A 22131-nucleotide genomic window follows, 5' to 3' on the forward strand; every position below is an offset into this window, starting at 1 on the left:
CCCGAACCGGGGCGTGGCGTCCGGATCCGGTCAGGCGGCGAGGAGCCGAGCGAGCTCCGCGGCGACGGCGTCGTCCTCGATCAGGAACGCGTCGTGCCCGTAGTCGGAGCGCAGCACGACCGGCTCGCCGCCGTGGATCGTCCGCCGGACCCCCGCGGCGATCTCGCGCTGGCCCTCGAGGGAGAAGTACCGGTCGCTGTCGATGCCGAGCACCAGCGTGGTCGCCTCGATGCGGCGGAGGGCGGCGGCGACGCCGTCGCGGCCGCGCCCGATGTCGTGCGAGTTCATCGCCTCGGTGAGGGTCAGGTAGCTGTTCGCGTCGAAGCGCCGGGTGAACTTGTTGCCGTGGAAGTCGAGGTAGGACTCGACCGCGAACCGCCCGCCGCCGCCGAGCGGGTCGAGGTCGGACTGCCAGCCGCGCTCGAAGCGCTGGTTGAGCTCGATCGGGGTGCGGTAGTTCAGCATGGCCATCCGGCGGGCGAGCGCGAGCCCGCGAGTGGGCCCCTCCCCGTCGGGGGCGTCGTAGTAGGCGCCGCCGCGGAACGCCGGGTCGCTGCGCACCGCCTCGAGCTGGACGGAGTTCAGCGCGATCTGGTCGGCGGTCGTCGCGGCGGGCGCCGCGAGCACCGCGATGCGCTCGACCGCCTCCGGCGCCATGACCGCCCACTCGAGGACGTGCATGGCGCCCATCGAGCCGCCGACGACGGCGGCGAAGCGGTCGATGCCGAGCGCTCGGGCGAACGCCACCTGCGCGGCGACCTGGTCGCGGATCGTGACGAAGGGGAACCTGGCGCCCCATTCGACGCCGTCGGGCGCGACCGACGCGGGACCCGTCGAGCCCTGGCATCCGCCGAGGACGTTCGGCGCGACGACGAACCAGCGATCGGTGTCGATGGCGCGACCCGGGCCGACGACGCCGGGCCACCAGCCGGCGCTCGCGTGGGCCGGCCCTGCGGGACCGACCACGTGGCTGTCGCCCGTGAGGGCGTGCAGCACGAGGATCGCGTTCCCGCGAACCGCATCGAGCTCGCCCCACGTCTCGTACGCGATCCGGACGTCGGGGAGGACCTGCCCGGACTCGAGCTCGAGGTCGCCGATCCTCGCGAACCGGCGGTCGCCGACGGGGTCGCCCTCGCGCCATGCGCCCGTCGCGGGCGCGCGACCGGCGAGCTGGTGGGCGGCGCGGGCCTCGGGCACGACGCTCGCGGGCACCGTCTCCGAGGTCGTCTGCCAGTCCATGCTCCGATTCTCCCCGACGCCGTCGGCCTGCGCGGCACTGTTACGCGCGGCCCGGAGACGACGGATGCCGCGCCCTCGCGGGACGCGGCATCCATGTGGTTCGCGCGGCGGACTAGACCCGAGCCGCCTCAGTCGCCCGACGCGCTGCGGCCAGGCCCGCCTCGAGGTCGGCCTTGAGGTCGTCGATGTTCTCGATGCCCACCGACAGCCGGACCAGGCCGGGCGTCACGCCGCTCGTCAGCTGCTGCTCGGGCGTCAGCTGCGAGTGCGTGGTCGAGGCCGGGTGGATGACCAGCGAGCGGACGTCGCCGATGTTCGCGAGGTGGCTGAAGAGCGACAGGTTGTCGACGAGCGCACGGCCGGCGTCGACACCGCCCTTGAGCTCGAACGAGAGCACCGCGCCGACGCCCTTCGGGGCGTACCGGTTGGCCGCCGCGTACCACGGGCTCGACGGCAGGCCGGAGTAGTTCACGTGGGCCACGTCGGGGTGGCCGTCGAGCCACTCCGCGATCTCCTGCGCGTTCTGCGTGTGCCGCTCGACGCGGAGCGACAGCGTCTCGATGCCCTGGATGAGCTGCCAGGCGCTCGCCGGCGCGATCGACGCACCGAGGTCGCGCAGCAGCTGCACGCGCGCCTTGATGACGAACGCGAGCGCGTCGCCCACCGCGGCCGTGTAGCTCGCGCCGTGGTACGACGGGTCGGGCTCGGTGAGTCCGGGGAACTTCTCGACGTTCTTCGACCACTCGAAGCGGCCGCCGTCGACGATCACGCCGCCGATGACGGTGCCGTGGCCGCCGAGGAACTTGGTGGCCGAGTGGATGACGATGTCGGCGCCGTGCTCGAACGGGCGGATCAGGTACGGCGTCGCGATCGTGTTGTCGACGATCAGCGGGATGCCCGCGTCGTGCGCGACGCCCGAGACGAGCGCGATGTCGAGCACGTTGATCTTCGGGTTGCCGATCGTCTCGGCGAAGAACAGCTTCGTGTTCGGTCGGACCGCACGCCGCCACTCGTCGGCGTCGTCCTGGTTCTCGACGAACGTCGTCTCGATTCCGAGCTTGGCGAGCGTGTACTTGAAGAGGTTGTAGGTGCCGCCGTAGATCGAGCTCGACGAGACGATGTGGTCGCCCGCCTGCGCGATGTTGAGCACCGCGAACGTCTCGGCGGCCTGGCCCGACGCGACGAGGAGCGCGCCGCTGCCGCCCTCGAGGGCGGCGAGGCGCTCCTCCACGACGGCCTGCGTCGGGTTCATGATGCGCGTGTAGATGTTGCCGAACTCGGCCAGCGCGAAGAGGTTCTGCGCGTGCTCCGACGAGTCGAACACGTACGACGTCGTCTGGTAGATCGGCGTGGCCCGGGCCTTCGTCACCGGGTCGGGCGCGGCGCCCGAGTGGACCTGCTTGGTCTCGAAGCGCCAATCGGCGGCGTGGTCGGCCATGGGGACTCCTTCGCGAATCGGGATGCGGCCCCGCCGCACCCGTCGCCCACCGTACGTCCGGCCCGCCAGGGGCTCAACGGATGCCGCAACACGGCGTCATTCGCGCGCGTCGGGCTTCGGCGGCTCGGGCTTCGGCGGCTCGGGCAGCGGCGGCAGCGCGTCGGGCGGCAGCACGATCGTCCCCGTCGCGGTCATCGGCTCCGGCCGGAACAGCCACCGGGCACGCGGCTCGATGAGCGGGCGGAAGACGCGACGCACGGGCTTCAGCGAGAGCACGACCGAGACGCCCACGCAGAACACGATCATCACCGGCAGCACCCACCACGGCTGCTCGCCCTCGAGGAGCGGCGTCTCCCGCAGCGGGAACAGCACGAACGAGTGCAGCAGGTAGATGTACATGGTCGCGCTGCCGAACGCCGTGAACGGCGTGGTGCGGCGCGGCATGAGGACGAGGAACGCCACCGCGAGGAGCATCGCGAGCAGGAGCAGGAAGAGCCGGATGGCGCCCGACCACGGTTCGTCGTACCCGATCGCCTCGTACGACTCGTCGTAGAGCATGAACCGTCGGAGCCTGAGGTCGCGCCAGGTCTCGATCGCCATCGGCAGGGCGACGAGGAGCACCCCGAACAGGGCGATGGCGCCCGCGCGCCATCGCCAGGTCGCGGCGGTCGACAGGTCGAGCCATCGGTCCGTGATGCGCCACTGGCGGAGCTTCCAGCCGAACACGAAGAACGGGAACATTCCGAAGGTGCGCGTGAGGGCGAGCGTCGAGTCGATCTCCACGGCGTAGCCGGCGCCGATCGAGATGGCGATGGCGATGAGCAGCGGGAACCGCAGCAGCACGAGGTAGGGCAGGGCGATGCGCCAGATCGCGAGGGCGATGAGGAACCACAGCGTCCACGACGCGGTCGTGTAGTCGAGCACGAAGTCGCCGCCGAGCGCGAAGCGGATCAGCGTCCAGATCGTCTCGAAGATGAAGTACGGGAAGACGATGTCGGTGAGGACCTGCCGCATGGCGCGCGCGTTCGGCGGTCCGGACTTGGCGAAGTACCCGGAGACCGTGACGAAGACGGCAACGTGGAACGAGTAGATGAAGAGGTAGACGCTGTACGCCGCGTCGTCCTCGGCGATCAGCGGCAGGATCCCGTGGCCGATGACGACGAGCGTGATCGCGATCCATCGGGCGTTGTCCCAGAGCGGCACCCGTCGCCTGCGATTCGGCGACCGGTTGGCATGGGGCAGCGTGTTTGGCTCCATCCGCCCATTGTCCCGCACCGACCGAGGCCCGCATGCGGGACGCGCACTCGGGCAGAATGTCGGCATGGAGCAGATGCGCGCGGTGGTCACGGGAGCGAGTTCGGGGATCGGTGCCGCCACGGTGCGCGGGCTCGTCGCCGCCGGCTGGGCGGTGGTCGCGGTCGCGCGCCGCGGCGATCGACTCGCCGCGCTCGCCGAGGAGACCGGGGCGGAGCCGTTCGTCGCCGACGTGACGAGCGATGCGGATGTCGCGGCGCTCGCCGAGCATGTCGCCGCCACGGGCGGCGCGCACGCGCTCGTGAACAACGCGGGCGGTGCGAAGGGGCTCGCGTCCGTCGAGGACTCCGACCTCGACGACTGGGCGTGGATGTTCGAGGTCAACGTGCTGGGGCTGAAGCGCGTCACGAGCGCGCTCCTCCCGCTGCTCCGGCGCGGGGCGCTCGAGCGCGGGGTGGCCGACGTGGTCAACGTGACCTCGATCGCGGGGCACGTCGCCTACGTGGGCGGCGGCGGCTACAACGCGGCGAAGTTCGCCGCGCACGCGGTGACCGAGGTGCTGCGACTCGAGTTGAACGGCGAACCGATCCGGGTGGTCGAGGTCGCGCCGGGCATGGTGCGGACCGACGAGTTCGCGCTCGTGCGGTTCGGCGGCGACCGAGCCCGTGCCGACGCGGTCTACGACGACGTCCCGGAGCCGTTGGTCGCCGAGGACATCGCCGGCGTCATCGTCGACGCGATCTCGAAGCCCCGCCACGTCGACCTCGACCTCATCGTCGTGAAGCCCGTCGCCCAGGCCGCGCCGTACCGGCTCGCCAAGGGGCCGCTCGCGGTCAAGGCGGGGCCGAGCGCATGAGGATCGGCCGCGTCGAACGCCGCCATCGGTGGGTGGCCCTCACCGCCCCTTGGCTCGCGATCCTCGGTTTCCTGTTCGTGGCCGCCTACACGCTCTGGGTGCTCGCTCCCGAGGTCGTCGACGAGTGGCGCGCGCTCTTCAACGTCGTCTTCGTCGTCACCTGGCTGGCGTTCCTGGCCGACTTCGTCCTCCGACTCGTGCTCACGCCCAAGGGCGAGCGATGGCGCTACACGTGGCATCACCCGATCGAGCTCCTGTCGGTGATCGTCCCCGTGTTCCGGGCGCTCCGCGCCGTGACCCTGCTGCGGCACGTCCCTGCGCTCCAACGACGCACGGCCGACACGGTCCGCGCGAACTTCGTCATCACCGCGGTCGTGTACGCGGCCATGTACGTGTTCTTCCTCGCGCTCGCGACGCTCCAGGCGGAACGCGAGGCGCCGGGCGCGACGATCACGAACTTCGGCGATGCGCTGTGGTGGGCGGTGGTGACGCTCACCACGGTCGGGTACGGCGACACCTATCCGGTCACGGCGCTCGGTCGCACCTGGGCCGTGTTCCTCATGATCGGCGGCATCGCGATCGTCGGCGTCGCGTCCGCCACGGTCATCTCCGTGCTGAACGAGCGCCTCAGTGCGCTCCGGCACGGGCACCCGGCCGAGTCAGCGCTGGCCGAGCGCGAAGCGCTGCTGGCAGACGACGTCGACGTGCCCGAACCGGGGGCGCGCGGCGGCGAGCAGGACTCCGTCGACGAGGTCGGCGGCCGGTAGCCTGACGGCATGACCTTCGACGCGAACGACGCCGCCGGCGACGACGGGACCCGACGCGAGATCCTCACCTGGGAGGACTTCGGCGATGCCGCGCGCGCGCTCGCCGGCGACGTGCTCGAGTCCGGCTTCCGTCCGGATGTCGTGATCGCGATCGCCCGCGGCGGGCTCCTGCTCGCGGGCGCCATCGCGTACGCGCTCGGCACCAAGTCGTGCGGCTCGATCAACGTCGAGTTCTACACGGGCGTCGACGAGCGCCTGCCCGAGCCGGTGCTGCACCCGCCCATGCTCGACGCGCCGGCGCTCTCCGGTCGACGCGTGCTGCTCGTCGACGACGTCTCCGACTCCGGCCGGACGCTCCGCAAGGTCGTCGACCTGCTCGCCGACGCCGGCGCCGACGTACGCACCGCGACGCTCTACACGAAGTCGCACACCGTGCTCGCGCCCGACTACGACTACCGGCGCACCGACGACTGGATCGTCTTCCCCTGGTCCGCGCTGCCGCCCGTCGAGGCCGCGGAGGTTGCCCGATGAGCGTGCACCTCGTCGGCGGCGGATGGGACCCGGCGCACGCGGCATCCGTCTACGCCCCGTTCCTGGCGGAGGCGGCGGAGGCCGCCGGCCGGGCCGGAGCCGACCGCCCACGCGTCGCGGTGCTGCTCGTGGCGCCCGACGACGAGGCCGACCTCCTCGCGGCCCGTTGGCGAGGCCTGCTCGAGTCCGTCGCCGACGTCGAGGCGGCGGTCACGGTGGTCCCCGAGGACGACGAGTTCGCGCCGGCCGCGCTGGCAGGTGCGCACGGCGTGCTCGTCGGCGGCGGCCTGACGCCCGCGTACCGACGGGCGGTCGAGCCGATCGCCGCCGAACTGCGTCGCCGCGCCGCGGCCGACGAGCCCTACCTGGGATTCTCGGCGGGCGCCGCGATCGCGTCCGACACGGCCCTGCTCGGCGGCTGGCGCATCGGCGGGGTCCCGGTCGCCCCCGAGGAGGCGGGCGAAGACCTCGACGACGTCACGGTCGAGGCGGGCATCGGCCTCGTCGACCTCACGATCGACTGCCACGCGGCGCAGTGGGGCACGCTCACGCGGCTGATCGCCGCCACCGAGGCGCGCCTCGTCGACGGCGGCATCGCCATCGACGAGGACACGCTGTTCTCGATCGGCGCCTCGGGACTCCGGGTCGCGGGCGCCGGCAGCGTCTGGAGCGTCACGGGCGACGGCGACGGGGTCTCGGTGCGGAGCATCTCCGGCTGATGGGTCGGACGCTTCCCGAGCTCGCCGACGCGGGACTCATCGACGCGACGTGGGCCGACGCGCTCGCACCGGTGGCCGGCGACATCGCGCGGATGGGGGACCTCCTCCGCGCCGAGGTCGCCGAGGGTCGCGGGTACCTCCCCGCGGGCGACGCGGTGCTCCGCGCGTTCCGCCAGCCCGTGCCGGAGGTCCGCGTGCTCATCGTCGGCCAGGATCCGTACCCGACGCCGGGGCATCCGATCGGCCTCTCCTTCGCCGTCGAGCGGCACGTCCGACCGCTCCCGCGGAGCCTCGCGAACATCTACCGTGAGCTCGCCGACGACCTCGGCGTCCCACCGGCCACCCACGGCGACCTCGGGGCGTGGAGCACGCACGGCGTGATGCTGCTGAACCGGGTCCTCACGGTCCGGCCGGGCGAGCCGGCGTCGCACCGCGGCATGGGGTGGGAACGCGTGACGGACCACGCGATCCGCACGCTCGTCGCTCGCGGCGGCCCCCTGGTGGCGATCCTCTGGGGTCGCGACGCGCAGTCGCTCGCGCCGCTGCTCGGCGACGTGCCGCGCATCGAGTCGGCCCACCCCAGCCCGCTCTCGGCGAGCCGCGGGTTCTTCGGCTCGCGTCCGTTCAGCCGGGCGAACGAACTGCTCGTCGCGCAGGGTGGAGAGCCGGTGGACTGGGCGATCCCCGCCTGAGGCCAGCCACGTGTCATCCGTTCGCAACCTCGCGCGCGTAGCATGACGGGATGCTCGAGGAGGAATACCAGGCGCGACGGTCCCTGCCGAGGCACCTGCGGAAGACCGAGGAGCCCGAGGCGCCGTTCTCGTTCGAGATCCGCCCGGCCCGGCCCGGCGACCTGCCGGCGGTGCGCGAGATCTACAACTACTACGTCGCGAACTCGACCGTCACCTTCGACGAGGACACGATGTCGCTCCGGGAGTGGAAGCAGAAGTACTCCTACCTGAACCGGCTCCGCATGCCCTTCCTCGTGGCCGAGTCGCCCTCCGGGCAGCTGCTGGGCTACGCGCTGGTCTCGCCCTGGAAGCAGAAGCGCGCCTACCGGTACACGGTCGAGAACTCGATCTACCTCGGCCCCGCGGCATCCGGCAAGGGGCTCGGGAAGGCGCTGCTGGGCGCCCTCATCGAGGCGTCGAAGGAGGCTGGCCTGAAGGAGATGATCGCCGTCATCGCCGATCAGGGCGCCGACGCGTCGATCCGGCTCCACGAGCGGTTCGGCTTCCACGAGATCGGGCGCATGGGGAGGGTCGGCTTCAAGTTCGACCGATGGCTCGGCACGGTGCTCTTGCAGAAGACCCTGAAGTAGGGCGGGCCGCGGCGGCGATCAGTCGAGGAGGAGCTCGACGCCGCCGTACAGCGACGGCAGCGCGAACGCGACGAACAGTCCCGCCGCACCGAACAGCGCCGGGTGCGAGAGCCCGACCACGAGCCTGCGCATCGCCGGCCGCCCGGCGAGCATGCCGTCGGGCACGCCGCCCGCGGCGGGTGCCGCGCGCCATCCGCGGACGCGCGCCAGGAACCACGCGCAGCGGAGCACGAACGCCGCCCAGAGCAGCCCGACCACGGTCGGCACGATCACGAGCATGATGTCGAGGCCGACGCCGACGATCTGGGACTCGCGTCCCTCGGCGGCGAGTTGGATGACCGCGGAGATCGCGGCGCCCACGACCACCGACAGGCTCCAGGCGACGACGCCGACGACGAGCGCGAGGTACCTGACCACGAAGTGCCCGAACACCGACGACATCTCGTCGAAGCGCCGACGCGGCGTGGCGTGCAGCACGGTCACGGTCGCGGCGAGGGACGGGGCGACGAGCAGCGCGAGCAGCGCGCCGAGCAGCCATGCCGGCCAGCCGGCCGCGATCCCGGCGGCCGCCGCGATGCCGAGGGCGCCGCTCCAGGCGGCACCCCAGGCGAGCGGATGCCGCGCCACGGCCCCGACGCCGCCCGTGCCCGTCGCCCCCGTCACGCGCGTCACTCTACCCGGGTGCGGCACCGCGACCGCGGTGCGTAGGCTCGGGTCGTGGCCGACCAGCACCAGGACCTGCACGAGTACACGGCGCTGGAGCTGCACCAGCTCCTGCAACGCGGCGACGTCACGCCGCTCGAGGCCACCGAGCACTACCTCGAGCGGATCGAGCGACTCGACCCGGAGGTCGGGGCGTTCGCGCTCGTGACGCCGGAGCGGGCTCGCGAGCGTGCGCGGCTCGTCGAACGCGACCTGGCGCACGCGGCGCCGTTGTGGGGCATGCCGCTCGCAGACAAGGACCTGCACCCACGGGCGGGCGTGCCGACGGCGTTCGGTTCGCGCGCGTTCGCCGGCGACGTGCCCGATGAGTCGGACGACCTCGTGCGGGACGTCGACGCGGCGGGGGCCGTGAGCCTCGGCAAGACCGCGACGCCCGAGTTCGGCCTGCCGTCCTACACCGAGCCGCTCGCCGGCCGTGCCGCCCGCAACCCGTGGGACCTCGCGCTCGGCGCGGGCGGTTCGAGCGGCGGTGCGGCGGCGGCCGTGGCCGCGGGCCTGCTGCCGTTCGCGCCGGGCAGCGACGGCGGCGGATCGGTCCGCATCCCCGCGGCATCGTGCGGGCTCGTCGGCGTGAAGCCGTCGCGGGGCCGGGTCCCGTCGGGGTCCGGCATCGACCGGCTCGCGGGACTCGGCGTGGTCGGCCCGCTCGCCCGGACGGTCGCGGATGCGGCGCTCCTGCTCGACGGGCTCATCGCGCCGCGGGGCTACCCGCCGCGGCATCCGTTCGCCCTGCGCGCGCCGGCGGAGGACGGGCCCTACCTGGGCGCGGCGATCCGCGGAGAGGGGCGGTACCAGGTCGGGGTGATGCTCGACACGCCGTGGGACGACTTCACCGACATCAGGGTCGAGGACGAGCCGCGCGCCGCGCTCGAGCACGCGATCGCGCACCTCGACCGGCTCGGGCACGGCGTCGACGAGCTCGCGCCGGCCCCCGAGCCCGGGTACCCCGGCGCGTTCCGCACGATCTGGCAGGCCGGCGCCGCGGGGATCCCGGTGCCGGACGGCGAGGAGGCGTCGCTCGAACCGCTCACGCGCTGGCTCGTCGCGCGGGGCCGGGAGCGCACCGCAGGCGAGCTCGCGGAAGCCCTCGGGTGGCTCGCGGGGTTCGAGCGGCGGACGATCGCGCGGTTCTCCGCGGTCGACGTGGTCCTGACGCCGGCGCTCGCGCAGACGCCGCGGCCGGTCGGCTGGTACGACGCCGACGACGCGGAGGAGAACTTCGCGCAGCAGGTGCGCTTCACGCCGTACACGTCGTTCGTCAACGTCGCGGGGCTGCCCGCGTTGACGGTCCCGGTGCACGACACGGAGGCCGGCCTGCCGATGGGCGTCCAGCTCATCGGGCGCCCCGGCGGCGAGGCGACCCTCTTCGCGCTCGCGGCGCAGCTCGAGCGGGCCGCGCGACGCGGTCGACGCCGTCCGCCGGTGTGGTGACGGCTGCCGCGGCCGCGTCGGTGACGGCGGAGGAGCGGCCGTCTCCCGGTGTGATCCGCACGCGGGCGTGTGCAAGACTTAGGTAATGCTTACCTCACTTGCCGGAGTCGCCGCGCCCGCGAGCCCGCGTCCCGCCTATCGCGGATTCCGTGCGAACGTCGCCCGCGTGCGACGACTCACGCCGCACTTCACGCGCGTGACCTTCGCGGGGGAGGAGCTCGCCGAGTTCGGCACCGCGGGGCTCGACCAGCGGGTGAAGGTCGTGCTGCCCCTCGGCGACTCGGGCTTCGCGCACTTCCCCGACGGCGAGGACTGGTACTCGGCGTGGCGCGAGCTGCCCGCCGGGCAGCGCAATCCGTTCCGCACCTACACGATCCGCGCCGTGCGCCCCGAGGACCGAGAGGTCGACGTCGACTTCGTCGCGCACGGCGACACCGGTCCCGGCTCGGCCTGGGCGACGCACGCGCGGCCCGGTGACGAGATCGTGCTCGTCGGCCCCGACGAGCTGAGCACGGGGAGGACCGTCGGCATCGACTGGCGGCCCGGCGCGGTCGACACCGTGCTGCTCGCCGGCGACGAGACCGCGGCGCCCGCGATCTGCGCGATCCTCGAGTCCCTGCCCGCCGACGCCGAGGGGGCGGCGATCATCGAGGTGCCGAGCGCCGACGACGAGCTGGAGGTCGCGGCACCCGTCGGCGTCGAGGTGCGCTGGCTGGCCCGCGCGGAGGCGCAGACGCACGGCGAACGGCTCGTGCCGGCGGTTCGGGACTGGGTCGCCCGCACGTGCTGGCTCCGCGACTGCTCCGATCCCGCGTCCGCGGCCGCCGAGTCGGCGCGCCGGACGCCGGCCGCTCTCGAGGCAGCGGCCGACGCCGACGGCGTCCTCTGGGACGTGCCCGAGGGCACGAGCCTCGACGGCGACTGCTACGCATGGCTCGCGGGCGAGGCATCCGTCATCACCGCGCTCCGCCGCTTCCTCGTGCGGGAGGCCGGTCTCGACCGCCGCCAGGTGGCGTTCATGGGGTACTGGCGGCGGGGCCGCGCCGAACTGGCGTGAACGCCGCATCCGTCTCGGCTGAGGCGTCGCCGATGGCGGCGCCCGCCGCGCGCACCCGCGGGGGCGGACCGCCCCCGTCGGGCGGGCACCCGCACCCGCGCCGCGCCGTCCTCGTGCTGGTCGGCGGCGCGATCGCACTCCTCGCCGTCGTCGCGGCGAGCCTCGCGCTCGGGGTCCGCACGATCGAGGTCGCCGAGGTCTGGCAGGCCGTCGTCCGGCCCGACCTCACCGACCCCGACCAGGCCGTCGTGGTGCAGCTTCGGATCCCCCGGACCGTGATCGGGCTGGCCGCAGGCGTCGCGCTCGGACTCGCGGGCACGCTCATCCAGGGCGTCACCCGCAACCCGATCGCCGATCCCGGCCTCCTCGGCATCAACGCCGGTGCGTCGCTCGCCGTCGTGCTCTGCATCTCGCTGCTCGGGGTGACCGCGCCGCTCGGGTTCATCTGGTTCGCGTTCGCGGGCGCCACGGCGGCCGCCGCCGTCGTGTTCGCGATCGGCGGGGCGCGGCCGGTCCGGCTCGCGCTCGTCGGTGCGGCGCTCACGGCACTGCTCACGCCGCTGATCGCACTCGTCCTGCTGCGGGACACGGAGGCGTTCAACCAGTACCGCTTCTGGGCGGTCGGCTCGCTCACCGGACGCGACCTGTCGACCGTCGCCGCGCTGTGGCCGTTCCTCGTGGTCGGCGTCGTGCTCGCCGCGGCGCTCGCACACCGGCTCAACCTGCTCGCGCTCGGCGACGACGTGGCATCGGCCCTGGGCCAGCAGGTCGGCGTCACCCGCGCCGTCGCGGGGCTCGCGCTCGTGCTCCTCTGCGGCACCGCGGTCGCGCTCGCCGGGCCGATCGCGCTCGTCGGGCTCGTCGTGCCGCATGCGGCGCGACGACTCATCGGGAGCGACTACCGCTGGATCACGGCGCTCGCCGTCCTCCTCGGGCCGATCATGCTGCTGTCGGCCGACGTCATCGGGCGCCTCGTCGTGCCGAACTCCGAGCTCGAGGCCGGGGTCGTCGCCGCGTTCCTCGGCGCCCCGGTCCTCATCGCGATCGCGAGGAGCCGACGGGTGGCGGGGCTCTGATGGCCGCCGCACGCGTCGCGCCCGGCCCCCCGGCGCCGGGCGACCGGGTCGCACGTTCCGCGGCGACCGGCGAGCGGGTCGACGCCGCCGGGATCGACGCCGCCGGGATCGACGCCGCCGCGATCGGCGCCGTCCGTCGCGCCGACCGACGCCGTCGCGTCGCCGTCGTGCTCGTCGGCGCGGGCCTCGCCGCGGCGATCGCGCTCGCGGCGCTCTCGTTCGGAGCGGCCGGGGTGACGCCGGATCGGGTCCTGTCGGTCCTCCTCGGGGGCGGGGAGCGTATCGACCGCTTCGTCGTGTTCGAGCTGAGGCTCCCGCGCATCCTCGCCGCGCTCGTCGTGGGCGTGGCGTTCGCGCTGGCCGGGGCGGTCTTCCAGTCGACGCTGCGCAACCCGCTGGCGAGCCCCGACATCCTCGGCATCTCCGCGGGCGCGAGCCTCGGCGCGGTCTGGGCGTTGCTCGGGCTCGGCGCGGGCGGCGCGATCGTGGCGGGCTTCGCGTTCGGCGGTGGTCTCGTGGTGGCGGTCGTGATCTGGCTGGCCGCGTGGCGGCAAGGACTGCACGGCGTGCGGTTCGTGCTCGTCGGCGTCGGCATGGCCTACCTCTGCGGGTCGACGGTCGCGTGGCTGCTTGCGCGCGCCGAGGTGCGCGAGGCCCAGACCGCGCTGCACTGGACGGTCGGCAGCGTGGCCGACGTCCGCGGTGACCAGCTCTGGCTGCTCGCGGTCGGGACCGCCGCATGCGCGGTCGTCCTCGCGTTCCTGACGCGGGCGCTCCGGCCGCTCGCGCTCGGCGACGACCATGCCCGCGCGCTCGGCGTCCGAGCGGATGCCGCGCGCGTGGCGCTCCTCGTCGTCGCGGTCGCGCTCGTGGCGCTCGCGACCTCGGTGGCCGGCCCCATCGCGTTCGTCGCGCTGATCGCCCCGGCTGTCGCGCGGCGGCTCGTGGGGCACGGGGGAGCGGCCCTCGGGGCCGCGGCGGTCGTGGGCGGCGTGCTCACGCTCGGCGCCGACGTCGCCGGGCAGTTCGCGATCCCGGGCTTCACCGCACCGCTCGGCATCGTGACCGGCGTGATCGGCGCCCCGTACCTGCTGTGGCTGCTCGCCCGCACCGAGAGGACCCGCGCATGAGCTCCCTTCCCGTTCCTCCGCCCGTGGCCGCCGAGGGCCTGGTCGCCGAGGGGATCAGCCTCGGCTACGACGGCCGGCGCGTCATCGAGGGGCTCGACCTCGCGATCCCGTCGGGCCGAATCACGGCGATCGTCGGCCCCAACGCGTGCGGCAAGTCGACCCTGCTGCGCGGACTCGCGCGGCTGCATCCGATCGAGGCCGGTCGCGTGCTGCTGGACGGCCGGGACGTCTCGTCGATCCCGCGCCGCGACGTCGCGCGTCGGATCGGGGTCCTGCCGCAGTCGTCGATCGCGCCCGACGGCGTGCGCGTGGCCGATCTCGTCGCACGTGGTCGGTACCCGCACCAGGGCTGGTTCGGGCGTCATTCGAGCGACGACGATGCGGTCGTCGCCGCAGCGCTGGCCGACACCGGCATCGCCGAGCTCGCCGAGCGCCCGATCGAGGAGCTCTCCGGGGGGCAGCGCCAGCGCGTGTGGATCGCCATGGTGCTCGCCCAGCAGACCGACCTCGTGCTGCTCGACGAGCCGACGACGTTCCTCGACGTCGCGCACCAGCTCGAGCTGCTCGACCTGCTGACGGCGCTCAACCGCGACCGGGGCGCCACGGTCGTGATGGTGCTGCACGAGTTGAACCTGGCCGCGCGCTATGCCGATCACCTCGTGGTGATGTCGGGCGGCAGGGTCGTCGCGGAGGGGGACCCGGGCTCGGTGCTGACCGCCTCGACCGTGCGCGACGCGTTCGGCCTCGAGGCGCGCGTGATCCCCGACCCGGTGGCGGGGAGTCCGCTCGTCGTGCCGATCGGGCGCTTCCACTCCGCCGCCCTGTCCGCGTGAGGTGCGGCGTGCGAGCGGAGAGGAGTTAGGTTAGCCTTGCCTTATCAACTCTCCCCGATCCTAGGAGCATCCGTGCGTCTTCGACGTTCCCTCATCGCCGTGGCCGGCGCAGCCGTCACCGCGCTCGCCCTCTCCGCCTGCTCGGCCGCCTCGGCCGACCCGGCGCCGGAGGCAGCGGGCTCCGGCGCCGCCGGGGGCTTCCCCGTCACGATCGAGCACGCCTTCGGCGAGACGGTAGTGGAGGACGAACCCGAGCGCGTCGCGACATGGGGGTGGGGTTCGACCGAGGCGGCGATCGCCGTCGGCGTCCACCCCGTGGCCATCGCCGAGCAGGCCTGGACCGTCGGCGAGGGCAACTACCTGCCCTGGGTCGAGGCCGCCTACGAGGAGGCCGGCGAAGAGCTGCCGGCCCTCATCCCCGACCCCGAGGGCGGCGCGACCGTCCCCTACGAGGAGTTCATCGCCGCCGATCCCGACCTGATCCTCGCGCCGTACTCCGGCCTCACCGAGGAGCAGTACGAGACGCTCTCCGAGATCGCGCCCGTCATCGCCTACCCCGAGGCGCCGTGGACCACGCCGTGGGACCGGACGATCGAGATCACGGCCGAGGCCCTCGGCCGGGCCGACGAGGGTGCCGCGGTGCTCGCGGACATCTCCGACGGCCTCGCCGAGCAGGCGGCCGCACACCCCGACTTCGCCGGAACGACCTTCGCCGGCGTCTGGGACGGCGATGGCTTCGTCTACGTCTACACCGCCGCGGACTCCCGCATCGAGGTCCTGACCGAACTGGGACTCGAGGTCGCCCCGAGCGTCTCCGAGCTCGACACCCGCGACGGCGGCTTCTACTACGAACTGAGCTACGAGCAGCTCGACCAGCTCGACGCCGACGTCATCGTCAGCTACCACGGCAGCAGGGAGGAGGCCGACGCCTTCCTCGCCAAGCCCGAGCTGCAGGCCATCCCCGCGGTCGCGGCGGGCGCCGTGGCCCAGGTCCACGACCCCGTGGCGGTCTCGTCGGTCTCACCGCCGACCGCGCTGAGCTTCGACTGGGAGGGCGGACTCCCCGCGCTCATCGACGCGATCTCGGACGTCGTCGAGCAGTGATCGCGCGCTGAGCGCGAGCGACGGGCCGGGCCTCCCACGGGGAGCCCGGCCCGTCGGGTCTCCGGCTCAGGCCGGTCGCCGCGCGTCCGCGCCCTCGCGACGGCGGTCGCCGGACCGCGTGCGTCGCCGAGGGAGGTAGCCGCCCGCCTCGAGCCCCGCCTCGATCTCGAACCGGTTCGTCAGCGGGTTCCGCCCCGACATCCAGTACAGGATCGGGAAGAGCAGGCCGTACGTGCGCCACTGCTCCCGGTGGACCGCCTCGTGACCGAGCACGGCGTCGGAGTCGTTCCGGTCGGTCAGGTAGCAGCCTCCCACGCAGGAACCGCCGCGACCGAACGTCCAGCGCGGCATCCCGCGGAACACGACGAGTCCCCGGCGCACTTCGACGCGCCCACGGCTCCACAGGAAGCCCCACGTGAACCCCACCGCCGTGGCCCACCAGTAGCCCGCGCTGCTGATCGGGGAGTCCGTGAGCCGCACCCGCACCATCCGGCTCACTCGACGACCTCGGGCCGACCGTCGGCCTCGAGCAGCCGCAACCACACCTCGCTCAGCGTCGGGAAGGCCGGGACCGCGTGCCACAGGCGCGACACCGGGACTTCGCCGACGATGGCGATCGTCGCCTGCTGGACGAGCTCGGAGACGCCCTGCCCGACGAACGTGGCGCCGACCACGACGTCCCGCTCGGCGTCGATCACGAGGCGCGCCCGTCCGCGATAGTCGTCGGCGAGGATACCCGCGCCGCTCACGCTCGAGAACGGCACCTCGGGCGTGCGCACCGACAGGCCCCGATCCGCAGCCTGGGCGCTCGTGAGTCCCACGCTGCCGACCTCGGGGTCCGAGAACACGACGCTCGGCACGGCCGTGTGGTCGGCCGTCGCCGCGTGCACGCCGTAGCGGCCCGCGTCCACGGGGCGGCCGAGCGCGCGAGCCCCGATGACGTCACCCGCGGCGCGCGCCTGGTACTTGCCCTGGTGGGTGAACTCGGCTCGACCCACCACGTCGCCCGCCGCGTACAGCCACGGCGACCCGTCGACCGCGGGGACCGCGGTGGCCGCCAGCGTGTCGTCCACCTCGATCGGCGAACCCGGCCGGAGGCCGGCGGCCTCGAGCCCGATCCCTGCGGTGCGGGGGCGCCGCCCGGTCGCGACGAGCACCTCGTCGGCGGTCAGCGTCGAGCCGTCGTCGAGCTCGAGCACGACCTCGTTCGACGCGTTCCGCTCGACGCGGCGCGCGCTGGCCCCGAAGCGGACCTCGACGCCGAGGTCCGCGAGGCCCTCGCCGACCGCCTCCGCGGCGAACGGCTCGAGCGAGCCCAGCAGCCCGTGCCGGACCAGCATCGTCACCTTCGAGCCGAGGCCCGCGTAGGCGGTCGCCATCTCGACGGCGACGACGCCGCCGCCGATGATCGCGAGACGCCCGGGCACCCGATGCGCGCTCGTCGCGTCGCGGCTCACCCAGGGTCCGGCTTCGGCGAGTCCGGGGATGTCCGGGACCACCGGATCCGAGCCCGTGCAGATCGCCACCGCGTGCCGCGCGAGGAGCTCCTCCTCGGGGCCGCCGTCCGTGGGCGTCACGAGGACCCGTCGCTCGCCGACGAGGCGCGCGTGACCGCGCACGAGCACTGCGCCGATGCCGGTCAGCCAGTGCACGCCGCCGGCATCGCGCCAATCGGACGTCCAGTAGTCGCGACGCCGGAACGTGGCGTCGGCGTCCAGTGTCCCCGTCACGGCCTCGGCCGCACCCGGCACGCGCTGCGCGGCACGCAGCGCGAGCCCGCTGCGCAACAGCGTCTTCGATGGCACGCACGCCCAGAAGGTGCACTCGCCCCCGACCAGTTGGTGCTCGACGACGGCGACCTCGAGTCCCGCGGCACGAGCCCGGTCGGCCACGTTCTCGCCGACCGCCCCCGCGCCGAGCACGATGAGGTCGAACTCCCTGGCCATTCGGGCCCCCTTCCCGCCGGATCGCGTCCGGCCCCCACGACAGCCTAGGGAGCGGATGCCGCGAGGGGAACGGCGCGTTCCGACCGGCCCCGCGCCGCGGGGCCCGTTGCCCTCAGCTCAACGCGCTCCGGAGGCGAGGGCGCCGATGAGACGGAGGATCGTGGGCAGGTCGTCGAGCGCCGCCTCGGGCGAGGCCGGAGCGAAGCCGGCGATCGAGGCGCCGGCGAGCGGGACGTCGGCGACGACGGCGCGCACGAGCGACACCAGGTCGTCAGGGTCGGCGCCGAACGGCAGCGGGTAGGACAGGCCCGCGATCGCGGACGGATCGAGCACGTCGAGGTCGACGTGGATGTACACCCGCGAGGCTCCCGTCGCGAGGATCGTCTCGACGATCGCCATCGGCTCCCGGAAGCGGTCGACGTCGACCATCGCGATCCCGTGCTCGTCGATGAACGCCTGCTCGCCCTCGTCGAGCACGCGCACGCCGCCGAGGACCAGCCTCGAGGGGGCGACGCGCTCGCCGTCGCGCAGCGCCAGCCCGTCGGCGCCGTCGCCCGCGATGGCCCTCAGCACCATGCCGTTGAACGCGCCGGACGGGCTCGTGTCGGGGGAGTTGAGGTCGGGGTGGGCGTCGAGCCAGAGCACGGCGAGCGAGTCGCCGTCGCCCGCCGTGGCGGTCGCCACGGAGGCCAGCGCGATCCCGCAGTCGCCGCCGATCGCGATCCGCGTCCCTGCGAGTCCCTGCATCGCCTGGCGCATGCGGTCGCCGACCCTCCGCAGTGCGCTGTAGCGGTGCACGCCGGTGCCGAGCGAGTCGCCCGCTTCGACGGGGACGTCCACGAGGACGGTGGCGGCGGAGGGGAGGTCCCCGCTGATGGCGTGCGCCCCGTCCGCGTGGCTCATCGCGCGCGCGGAGACGGAACCCTGCCATTCGGGGACGACGACGAAGGCGGCCGACATGGTTCCCAGTATGTTCCTCGCGGCAACCCGGCGCGAGCGTCGCCGGCGGCGCCGATCGGACCGCCTCGCGAACGCCGGCACGACGCGCCGTCGACGGTGCCCGTCGTCACCCCTGGTCCGGGAAGCGCACGAGCCCCGCCTGGACGGCGATGCCCACGGCGGCGACCGCCATGAAGCCGAGCCCGAGGAGCGACGCGACGGTCGTCGACGCGATCACCGCGATCCCGCTGAGCCCGAGCAGCACCAGCGTCGCCCACCACGCCCACCTCCGCCGGGTGAGCCCGGTCGCGATCGCCGCGATGACGAGCAGCGCGAGCCGCCCCCAGAGGTCGAGGGGCGTGAAGATCGGATCCGTCGACGTCGACAGGAGCGCGCCGAGCAGGAGGAGGGCGACCCACGTCGCGAACAGTCGCGCGCTGAACGGCCGCAGGGGCACGGCGCGGGGGGCGCCCGGCGATCGGGCCTCGGCCACGATCGGCCCGGTGGTACGGTCGACGCCACCAGCTGCCCTCGCCTCGGAGAGCAGGCGGTACGCCCGACCGACCTCGATGAAGCGGACGCTCGCCGCGCGGACCTCGGACTCCGGCGCCCCGACGAAGCGATCGGGGTGCAGCTCGCGCGCGAGGCGTCGGTACGCCCGATCGAGCGCCGGCTGGTCGGCGTCGCGGTCGACGCCGAGCACGCGCGCCGCGTCGTCGGGAGTCATGCTCCGCACCTCCTCGTGGCCGGAGGACTCGAACCGGATGGGCAGGCGTCGCGGCCGGCAGGGATGCGGATGCCGCGGAGGCCGCCCGTGCTGCACCCCCGCGACATCCGCCCGGGTCAGGAGCCGGAGATCTGCCCCTGCGCGCCACCGGACTTCAGCATGGCGAGCCGGGCCTCGACCTCGGTGAGCTCGCCGAGGTCGTCGAGCTCGTTGAACTGGGCGTCGAGGCTCGACGCCGCCAGCTCGGCCTGGCCGCGCGCCTTCGCCTCCTCGCGACGCACCTTGTCCTCGAAGCGCCCGATCTCGCTGGTCGGGTCGAGGATGTCGATCGACTTCACGGCTGCGTGCACCTGCTGCTGCGCGGCCGCGGTCTTCGCGCGCGCGATCAGCTGCGCGCGCTTGTTCTGGAGTTCGACGAGCTTCTGCTTCATGCCGTTCAGGCCGGCCTTCAGCTTCTCGACGACCTCGGTCTGGGCCGCGATCTGCGGCTCCGCGGCCCGAGCCTCGTTCTCGGAGGAGATCTGGCGGCTGAGCGCGACCTTGGCGAGGTTGTCGAACTTGTCCGCGTCGACCGTGTCGCCCGCGGTCCGCAGTTCGTCGGCCTTGCGGCTCGCGGCCAGCGCCTTGTCGCCCCACTCGCGGGCCGCCTCGACGTCCTCGCGGTGGTCGTCCTCGAGCAGCCGCAGGTTGCCGATCGTCTCGGCGATCGCGGCCTCGGCATCGGCGATCGAGTTCGTGAAGTCGCGCACCATCTGGTCGAGCATGACCTCGGGGTCCTCGGCTTGGTCGATGAGCGCGTTGATGTTGGCTCGCAGCAGCTGCGAGATGCGTCCGAAGATGGACTGCTTGGCCATCATGGTGTCCTTCCGTGTGGTGATCGAACGGGGTCGTGCTGGTCGGTGGACGGCGTCAGAAGCGGCCTCCGCTCCCGCGCCTCGAGCGTGTCGCGGATCCGCCGAAGCTGCCCGGAGCGCGTCGGCCGCCGCCGAATCCGCCTGACGAGCGGCGACCGCCGGATCCCCCGGGGAAGCCCCCGCCGAATCCTCCGCCGCGCCGCCCGCCCCCGAGCATCGAGTCGATCAGGATGCCGCCGAGCACGGCGCCGAACACGTCGCCGCCGCTCCCGCCCCGGCCCTGCGGCACGCCGAAGCCGCCGGAGGCCGCGGTTCCGCCGTGGGCGCCGCCGAACCCGCCGACGTCCTGCTGGGCGAGGGTCATCGCCTGGCCGGCGAGCTGGTCCGCGCGCTGCGCCGCGGCGAGCGCGCGAGCGGCATCGGTCGCGGTGAGCGACTGGGCCTCGACGACGAGCCGGCCGGCCTCGGCGAGCCGGGTGCGCGCCTCGGCGCCGATCGCACCACGCCGCGCGACCAGGTAGTCCTCGGCCGCCTGCACGCGCGACCGAGCCGCGAGGAGAGTGCGATCGAGCTCGGCTCGCGTTCGCCGGGCCTGGACCGCCGCGTCGCGGGCGCCCTGGATGGCGGCGTCGATCTCCCGATTGGTCGCATCGAGTCGCGCCGCGAGGTCGAGCGGCGACCGGCCGGCGCGGCCGAGGTCGGCGCGCAGCGCGTTCGCCTCGCCCTCGACCCGGTCGGCGAGCTCGGCGAGTGCGGCGTCGGACATACCCCGTGCGGTGCGCACGTCGGATTCGAGGTCGTCGATCCCGGCGGCGACGGCCCGATCTGCGTCGCCGAGGTCGGCCGCGAGTCGCTCGACCGCCGCGGCGAGGAGGCGGGCCTGGTCGGCGCTCTCCTCGGCCGCGCGGATGTCGACCGCAGCCGCGCCCGTCTCGCCGCGACCGATCGCGGTGGCGGCCTCGGCGGCGGAGTCGCGGGCGAACGCGATACGCGCCCGCGCCTGCTCGGGGTTGTCGGCGACGGAGGCGAGCGCCGACGGCGCGTATTGCGGCGTCAGGGCCTGAAGCCGAGCCGCGGCGGGGCCGATCGCCGACTCGGCGCCTCGGATCGCCTCCTCCACCCGCGCGAGCGCCTGCGGCGCGTTCTGCTCCAGCGCACGCAGGGCGTCGAAGCGCTCTGCCTGCGCGTCGAGCACCTCCTCCGCCTCCGCGGTGAGGCGGAGGATGCCGGCGTACCACTCGCGCTGCTGGCCCTCGGTGTCGGGTTCGTGGTCGTCGAGTCGCTGCTGCAGGCCGAAGGCCTCGCGCACCTTCGCGGTCGCCGCAGCGAGCGCGGCACGGAAGTCGGCCGTCGCCTCGTCGCCGAAGGACGCGACGGCGAAGCCGAGCTCCTCCTCGCTGGTCTTCAGCGCGTCGTCCGCGTCGATGAGCGCTCCGCCGGCCTGCCGGCGCAGCTCCTCGATCGGGACCGCGGCTGGTCCGGCCGGGGCCGCCGCGCGCCGAGCGCGCCGCCGGGCGAGCACGATCGCCACGACGACCACGACGGCCGCGGCGGCGACCAGGAGCACGATCCACAGCCATCCGAGGCCGCCGCCCGAGCCCCCGCCCCCGCCGATCGCCTCGGCGCCGGCGATCGCCGCGGCGGCCCAGTCGCCGTCGCGCAGGTGGGGCTCGATGACTTCGAGGGCGATGCGGTCGACGTCGCCCGCGGACAGCGAGGCGTCCTCGGCGGCGGACAGGTGGTAGGCGCGTCCGTCGATCGCGACGGCGAGCAGGTAGTCCTCGCTGCCCATGTTGTTGTCGTTGGCGGTCTCGGTCGCCCAGGATCCCGCGTCGGCCGGGTCCTCGAACTCGCTCACGTACGCCACGAACAGCTGGCGGCCGCTCCGGTCGGCCGCCTCGGCGATCGCGGCCTCGACCTCGCGCGCCTCGTCGGCGCTCACGGCATCGACGGTGTCGACGATCGGGCTCGCCCCGAACTCGACCGGCTGCTCGGCGTTCGCGACCGCGGGGGCCTGGAGCAGGGTCAGCACGAGGACGGCGCACGCGATCGAACCCCTGCGAACCGACCGCATGCGACAGTGCCCTTCCCCTCGGAGCCGACGTCTGGAGTCTATTGGTGCGCTCCGAGGAGCGTCCACGACTCCGGGCGGACGCTCAGCAGCCCACTGAGCGGGGCCGGTCCGG

General features: G+C 73.9%; 22 protein-coding genes. 12 read left to right on the plus strand and 10 right to left on the minus strand.

Annotated features, from left to right (window positions below):
- Window positions 1–30 precede the first annotated feature (30 nt).
- The 3 genes from metX to ACFVHK_RS04465 form a co-directional block, all read right to left on the minus strand.
- Complete coding sequence (metX, locus tag ACFVHK_RS04455) at window positions 31–1239, minus strand: homoserine O-acetyltransferase MetX (RefSeq protein ID WP_376927785.1); 1209 nt, start codon at window positions 1237–1239, stop codon at window positions 31–33.
- A gap of 112 nt (window positions 1240–1351) precedes the next feature.
- Window positions 1352–2677, minus strand: coding sequence for a bifunctional o-acetylhomoserine/o-acetylserine sulfhydrylase (locus tag ACFVHK_RS04460; RefSeq protein ID WP_129235017.1), 1326 nt, complete (start codon window positions 2675–2677; stop codon window positions 1352–1354).
- 96 nt (window positions 2678–2773) lie between these two features.
- Window positions 2774–3934, minus strand: coding sequence for an acyltransferase family protein (locus ACFVHK_RS04465; protein ID WP_376927786.1), 1161 nt, complete (start codon window positions 3932–3934; stop codon window positions 2774–2776).
- Between the two features lie 64 nt (window positions 3935–3998).
- Here ACFVHK_RS04465 and ACFVHK_RS04470 point away from each other — a divergent pair, with 64 nt between their 5' ends.
- Genes ACFVHK_RS04470 through ACFVHK_RS04495 form a run of 6 tightly spaced genes read left to right on the plus strand, consistent with a single transcriptional unit; the run spans window position 3999 to window position 8125 of the window.
- Window positions 3999–4787 carry an SDR family NAD(P)-dependent oxidoreductase gene (locus ACFVHK_RS04470; protein WP_376927787.1) on the plus strand — a complete coding sequence of 263 codons (789 nt, stop codon included), beginning with the start codon at window positions 3999–4001 and terminating at the stop codon, window positions 4785–4787.
- Complete coding sequence (locus tag ACFVHK_RS04475; RefSeq protein ID WP_376927788.1) at window positions 4784–5554, plus strand: potassium channel family protein; 771 nt, start codon at window positions 4784–4786, stop codon at window positions 5552–5554. Before ACFVHK_RS04470 ends, ACFVHK_RS04475 begins: the two co-directional genes overlap by 4 nt.
- A 9-nt stretch (window positions 5555–5563) precedes the next feature.
- Window positions 5564–6085 (plus strand): phosphoribosyltransferase, encoded by a 522-nt coding sequence (locus tag ACFVHK_RS04480; protein WP_376927789.1) that lies wholly within the window; start codon window positions 5564–5566, stop codon window positions 6083–6085.
- Window positions 6082–6804 carry a peptidase S51 gene (locus tag ACFVHK_RS04485; protein WP_376927790.1) on the plus strand — a complete coding sequence of 241 codons (723 nt, stop codon included), beginning with the start codon at window positions 6082–6084 and terminating at the stop codon, window positions 6802–6804. Before ACFVHK_RS04480 ends, ACFVHK_RS04485 begins: the two co-directional genes overlap by 4 nt.
- Entirely contained in the window at window positions 6804–7496 is a 693-nt protein-coding gene (locus tag ACFVHK_RS04490; RefSeq protein WP_376927791.1) for a uracil-DNA glycosylase, read from the plus strand. Before ACFVHK_RS04485 ends, ACFVHK_RS04490 begins: the two co-directional genes overlap by 1 nt.
- A gap of 50 nt (window positions 7497–7546) precedes the next feature.
- Complete coding sequence (locus ACFVHK_RS04495; RefSeq protein ID WP_376927792.1) at window positions 7547–8125, plus strand: GNAT family N-acetyltransferase; 579 nt, start codon at window positions 7547–7549, stop codon at window positions 8123–8125.
- Between the two features lie 18 nt (window positions 8126–8143).
- On the opposite strand, the gene ACFVHK_RS04500 is transcribed toward ACFVHK_RS04495, so the two are convergent.
- Complete coding sequence (locus tag ACFVHK_RS04500; protein WP_376927793.1) at window positions 8144–8788, minus strand: hypothetical protein; 645 nt, start codon at window positions 8786–8788, stop codon at window positions 8144–8146.
- Window positions 8789–8842: 54 nt separating this feature from the next.
- On the opposite strand from ACFVHK_RS04500, the gene ACFVHK_RS04505 reads away from it, so the two are divergent.
- The 6 genes from ACFVHK_RS04505 to ACFVHK_RS04530 all read left to right on the plus strand — a co-directional run bounded on the left by ACFVHK_RS04505 (window position 8843) and on the right by ACFVHK_RS04530 (window position 15479).
- Window positions 8843–10279 (plus strand): amidase, encoded by a 1437-nt coding sequence (locus ACFVHK_RS04505; protein ID WP_376927794.1) that lies wholly within the window; start codon window positions 8843–8845, stop codon window positions 10277–10279.
- 85 nt (window positions 10280–10364) lie between these two features.
- The gene (locus tag ACFVHK_RS04510; RefSeq protein ID WP_376927795.1) at window positions 10365–11336 is read left to right on the plus strand and encodes a siderophore-interacting protein; all 972 of its coding nucleotides are present in this window, start codon (window positions 10365–10367) and stop codon (window positions 11334–11336) included.
- A gap of 32 nt (window positions 11337–11368) precedes the next feature.
- Entirely contained in the window at window positions 11369–12412 is a 1044-nt protein-coding gene (locus ACFVHK_RS04515; protein WP_376927796.1) for a FecCD family ABC transporter permease, read from the plus strand.
- Complete coding sequence (locus ACFVHK_RS04520; RefSeq protein WP_376927797.1) at window positions 12412–13542, plus strand: FecCD family ABC transporter permease; 1131 nt, start codon at window positions 12412–12414, stop codon at window positions 13540–13542. Before ACFVHK_RS04515 ends, ACFVHK_RS04520 begins: the two co-directional genes overlap by 1 nt.
- The gene (locus tag ACFVHK_RS04525; RefSeq protein WP_376927798.1) at window positions 13539–14375 is read left to right on the plus strand and encodes an ABC transporter ATP-binding protein; all 837 of its coding nucleotides are present in this window, start codon (window positions 13539–13541) and stop codon (window positions 14373–14375) included. Before ACFVHK_RS04520 ends, ACFVHK_RS04525 begins: the two co-directional genes overlap by 4 nt.
- 72 nt (window positions 14376–14447) lie before the next feature.
- Complete coding sequence (locus ACFVHK_RS04530; RefSeq protein WP_376927799.1) at window positions 14448–15479, plus strand: ABC transporter substrate-binding protein; 1032 nt, start codon at window positions 14448–14450, stop codon at window positions 15477–15479.
- Between the two features lie 66 nt (window positions 15480–15545).
- On the opposite strand, the gene ACFVHK_RS04535 is transcribed toward ACFVHK_RS04530, so the two are convergent.
- From ACFVHK_RS04535 to ACFVHK_RS04560, 6 genes are all read right to left on the minus strand, one after another.
- The gene (locus tag ACFVHK_RS04535) at window positions 15546–15968 is read right to left on the minus strand and encodes a Fe-S oxidoreductase (protein WP_376927800.1); all 423 of its coding nucleotides are present in this window, start codon (window positions 15966–15968) and stop codon (window positions 15546–15548) included.
- Between the two features lie 5 nt (window positions 15969–15973).
- Entirely contained in the window at window positions 15974–17425 is a 1452-nt protein-coding gene (locus ACFVHK_RS04540; protein WP_376927801.1) for a dihydrolipoyl dehydrogenase family protein, read from the minus strand.
- Between the two features lie 117 nt (window positions 17426–17542).
- On the minus strand, window positions 17543–18385 hold the full coding sequence (locus ACFVHK_RS04545) for an arginase family protein (protein ID WP_376927802.1): 843 nt from the start codon (window positions 18383–18385) through the stop codon (window positions 17543–17545).
- A gap of 106 nt (window positions 18386–18491) precedes the next feature.
- Entirely contained in the window at window positions 18492–19091 is a 600-nt protein-coding gene (locus tag ACFVHK_RS04550; RefSeq protein WP_376927803.1) for a J domain-containing protein, read from the minus strand.
- Between the two features lie 116 nt (window positions 19092–19207).
- Window positions 19208–19945, minus strand: a complete 738-nt coding sequence (locus tag ACFVHK_RS04555) for a PspA/IM30 family protein (protein WP_129235201.1) — start codon at window positions 19943–19945, stop codon at window positions 19208–19210.
- 55 nt (window positions 19946–20000) lie between these two features.
- Window positions 20001–21977, minus strand: coding sequence for a TPM domain-containing protein (locus ACFVHK_RS04560; protein WP_376927804.1), 1977 nt, complete (start codon window positions 21975–21977; stop codon window positions 20001–20003).
- Window positions 21978–22131: the final 154 nt, after the last annotated feature.

Origin of the sequence: Agromyces binzhouensis (assembly GCF_042672355.1) — a bacterium.
Lineage (GTDB): Bacteria > Actinomycetota > Actinomycetes > Actinomycetales > Microbacteriaceae > Agromyces > Agromyces binzhouensis.

Bases quoted from the DNA above. Each gene is read 5' to 3' on its own strand.
- ACFVHK_RS04515 (WP_376927796.1), top strand. From the start codon at position 11,369: ATGGCGGCGCCCGCCGCGCGCACCCGCGGGGGCGGACCGCCCCCGTCG.
- ACFVHK_RS04520 (WP_376927797.1), top strand. From the start codon at position 12,412: ATGGCCGCCGCACGCGTCGCGCCCGGCCCCCCGGCGCCGGGCGACCGG.
- ACFVHK_RS04480 (WP_376927789.1), top strand. From the start codon at position 5,564: ATGACCTTCGACGCGAACGACGCCGCCGGCGACGACGGGACCCGACGC.
- ACFVHK_RS04465 (WP_376927786.1), bottom strand. From the start codon at position 3,934: ATGGAGCCAAACACGCTGCCCCATGCCAACCGGTCGCCGAATCGCAGG.
- ACFVHK_RS04550 (WP_376927803.1), bottom strand. From the start codon at position 19,091: ATGACTCCCGACGACGCGGCGCGCGTGCTCGGCGTCGACCGCGACGCC.
- ACFVHK_RS04525 (WP_376927798.1), top strand. From the start codon at position 13,539: ATGAGCTCCCTTCCCGTTCCTCCGCCCGTGGCCGCCGAGGGCCTGGTC.
- ACFVHK_RS04490 (WP_376927791.1), top strand. From the start codon at position 6,804: ATGGGTCGGACGCTTCCCGAGCTCGCCGACGCGGGACTCATCGACGCG.
- metX (WP_376927785.1), bottom strand. From the start codon at position 1,239: ATGGACTGGCAGACGACCTCGGAGACGGTGCCCGCGAGCGTCGTGCCC.
- ACFVHK_RS04495 (WP_376927792.1), top strand. From the start codon at position 7,547: ATGCTCGAGGAGGAATACCAGGCGCGACGGTCCCTGCCGAGGCACCTG.
- ACFVHK_RS04485 (WP_376927790.1), top strand. From the start codon at position 6,082: ATGAGCGTGCACCTCGTCGGCGGCGGATGGGACCCGGCGCACGCGGCA.
- ACFVHK_RS04545 (WP_376927802.1), bottom strand. From the start codon at position 18,385: ATGTCGGCCGCCTTCGTCGTCGTCCCCGAATGGCAGGGTTCCGTCTCC.
- ACFVHK_RS04475 (WP_376927788.1), top strand. From the start codon at position 4,784: ATGAGGATCGGCCGCGTCGAACGCCGCCATCGGTGGGTGGCCCTCACC.
- ACFVHK_RS04470 (WP_376927787.1), top strand. From the start codon at position 3,999: ATGGAGCAGATGCGCGCGGTGGTCACGGGAGCGAGTTCGGGGATCGGT.
- ACFVHK_RS04540 (WP_376927801.1), bottom strand. From the start codon at position 17,425: ATGGCCAGGGAGTTCGACCTCATCGTGCTCGGCGCGGGGGCGGTCGGC.
- ACFVHK_RS04460 (WP_129235017.1), bottom strand. From the start codon at position 2,677: ATGGCCGACCACGCCGCCGATTGGCGCTTCGAGACCAAGCAGGTCCAC.
- ACFVHK_RS04555 (WP_129235201.1), bottom strand. From the start codon at position 19,945: ATGGCCAAGCAGTCCATCTTCGGACGCATCTCGCAGCTGCTGCGAGCC.
- ACFVHK_RS04510 (WP_376927795.1), top strand. From the start codon at position 10,365: ATGCTTACCTCACTTGCCGGAGTCGCCGCGCCCGCGAGCCCGCGTCCC.
- ACFVHK_RS04535 (WP_376927800.1), bottom strand. From the start codon at position 15,968: ATGGTGCGGGTGCGGCTCACGGACTCCCCGATCAGCAGCGCGGGCTAC.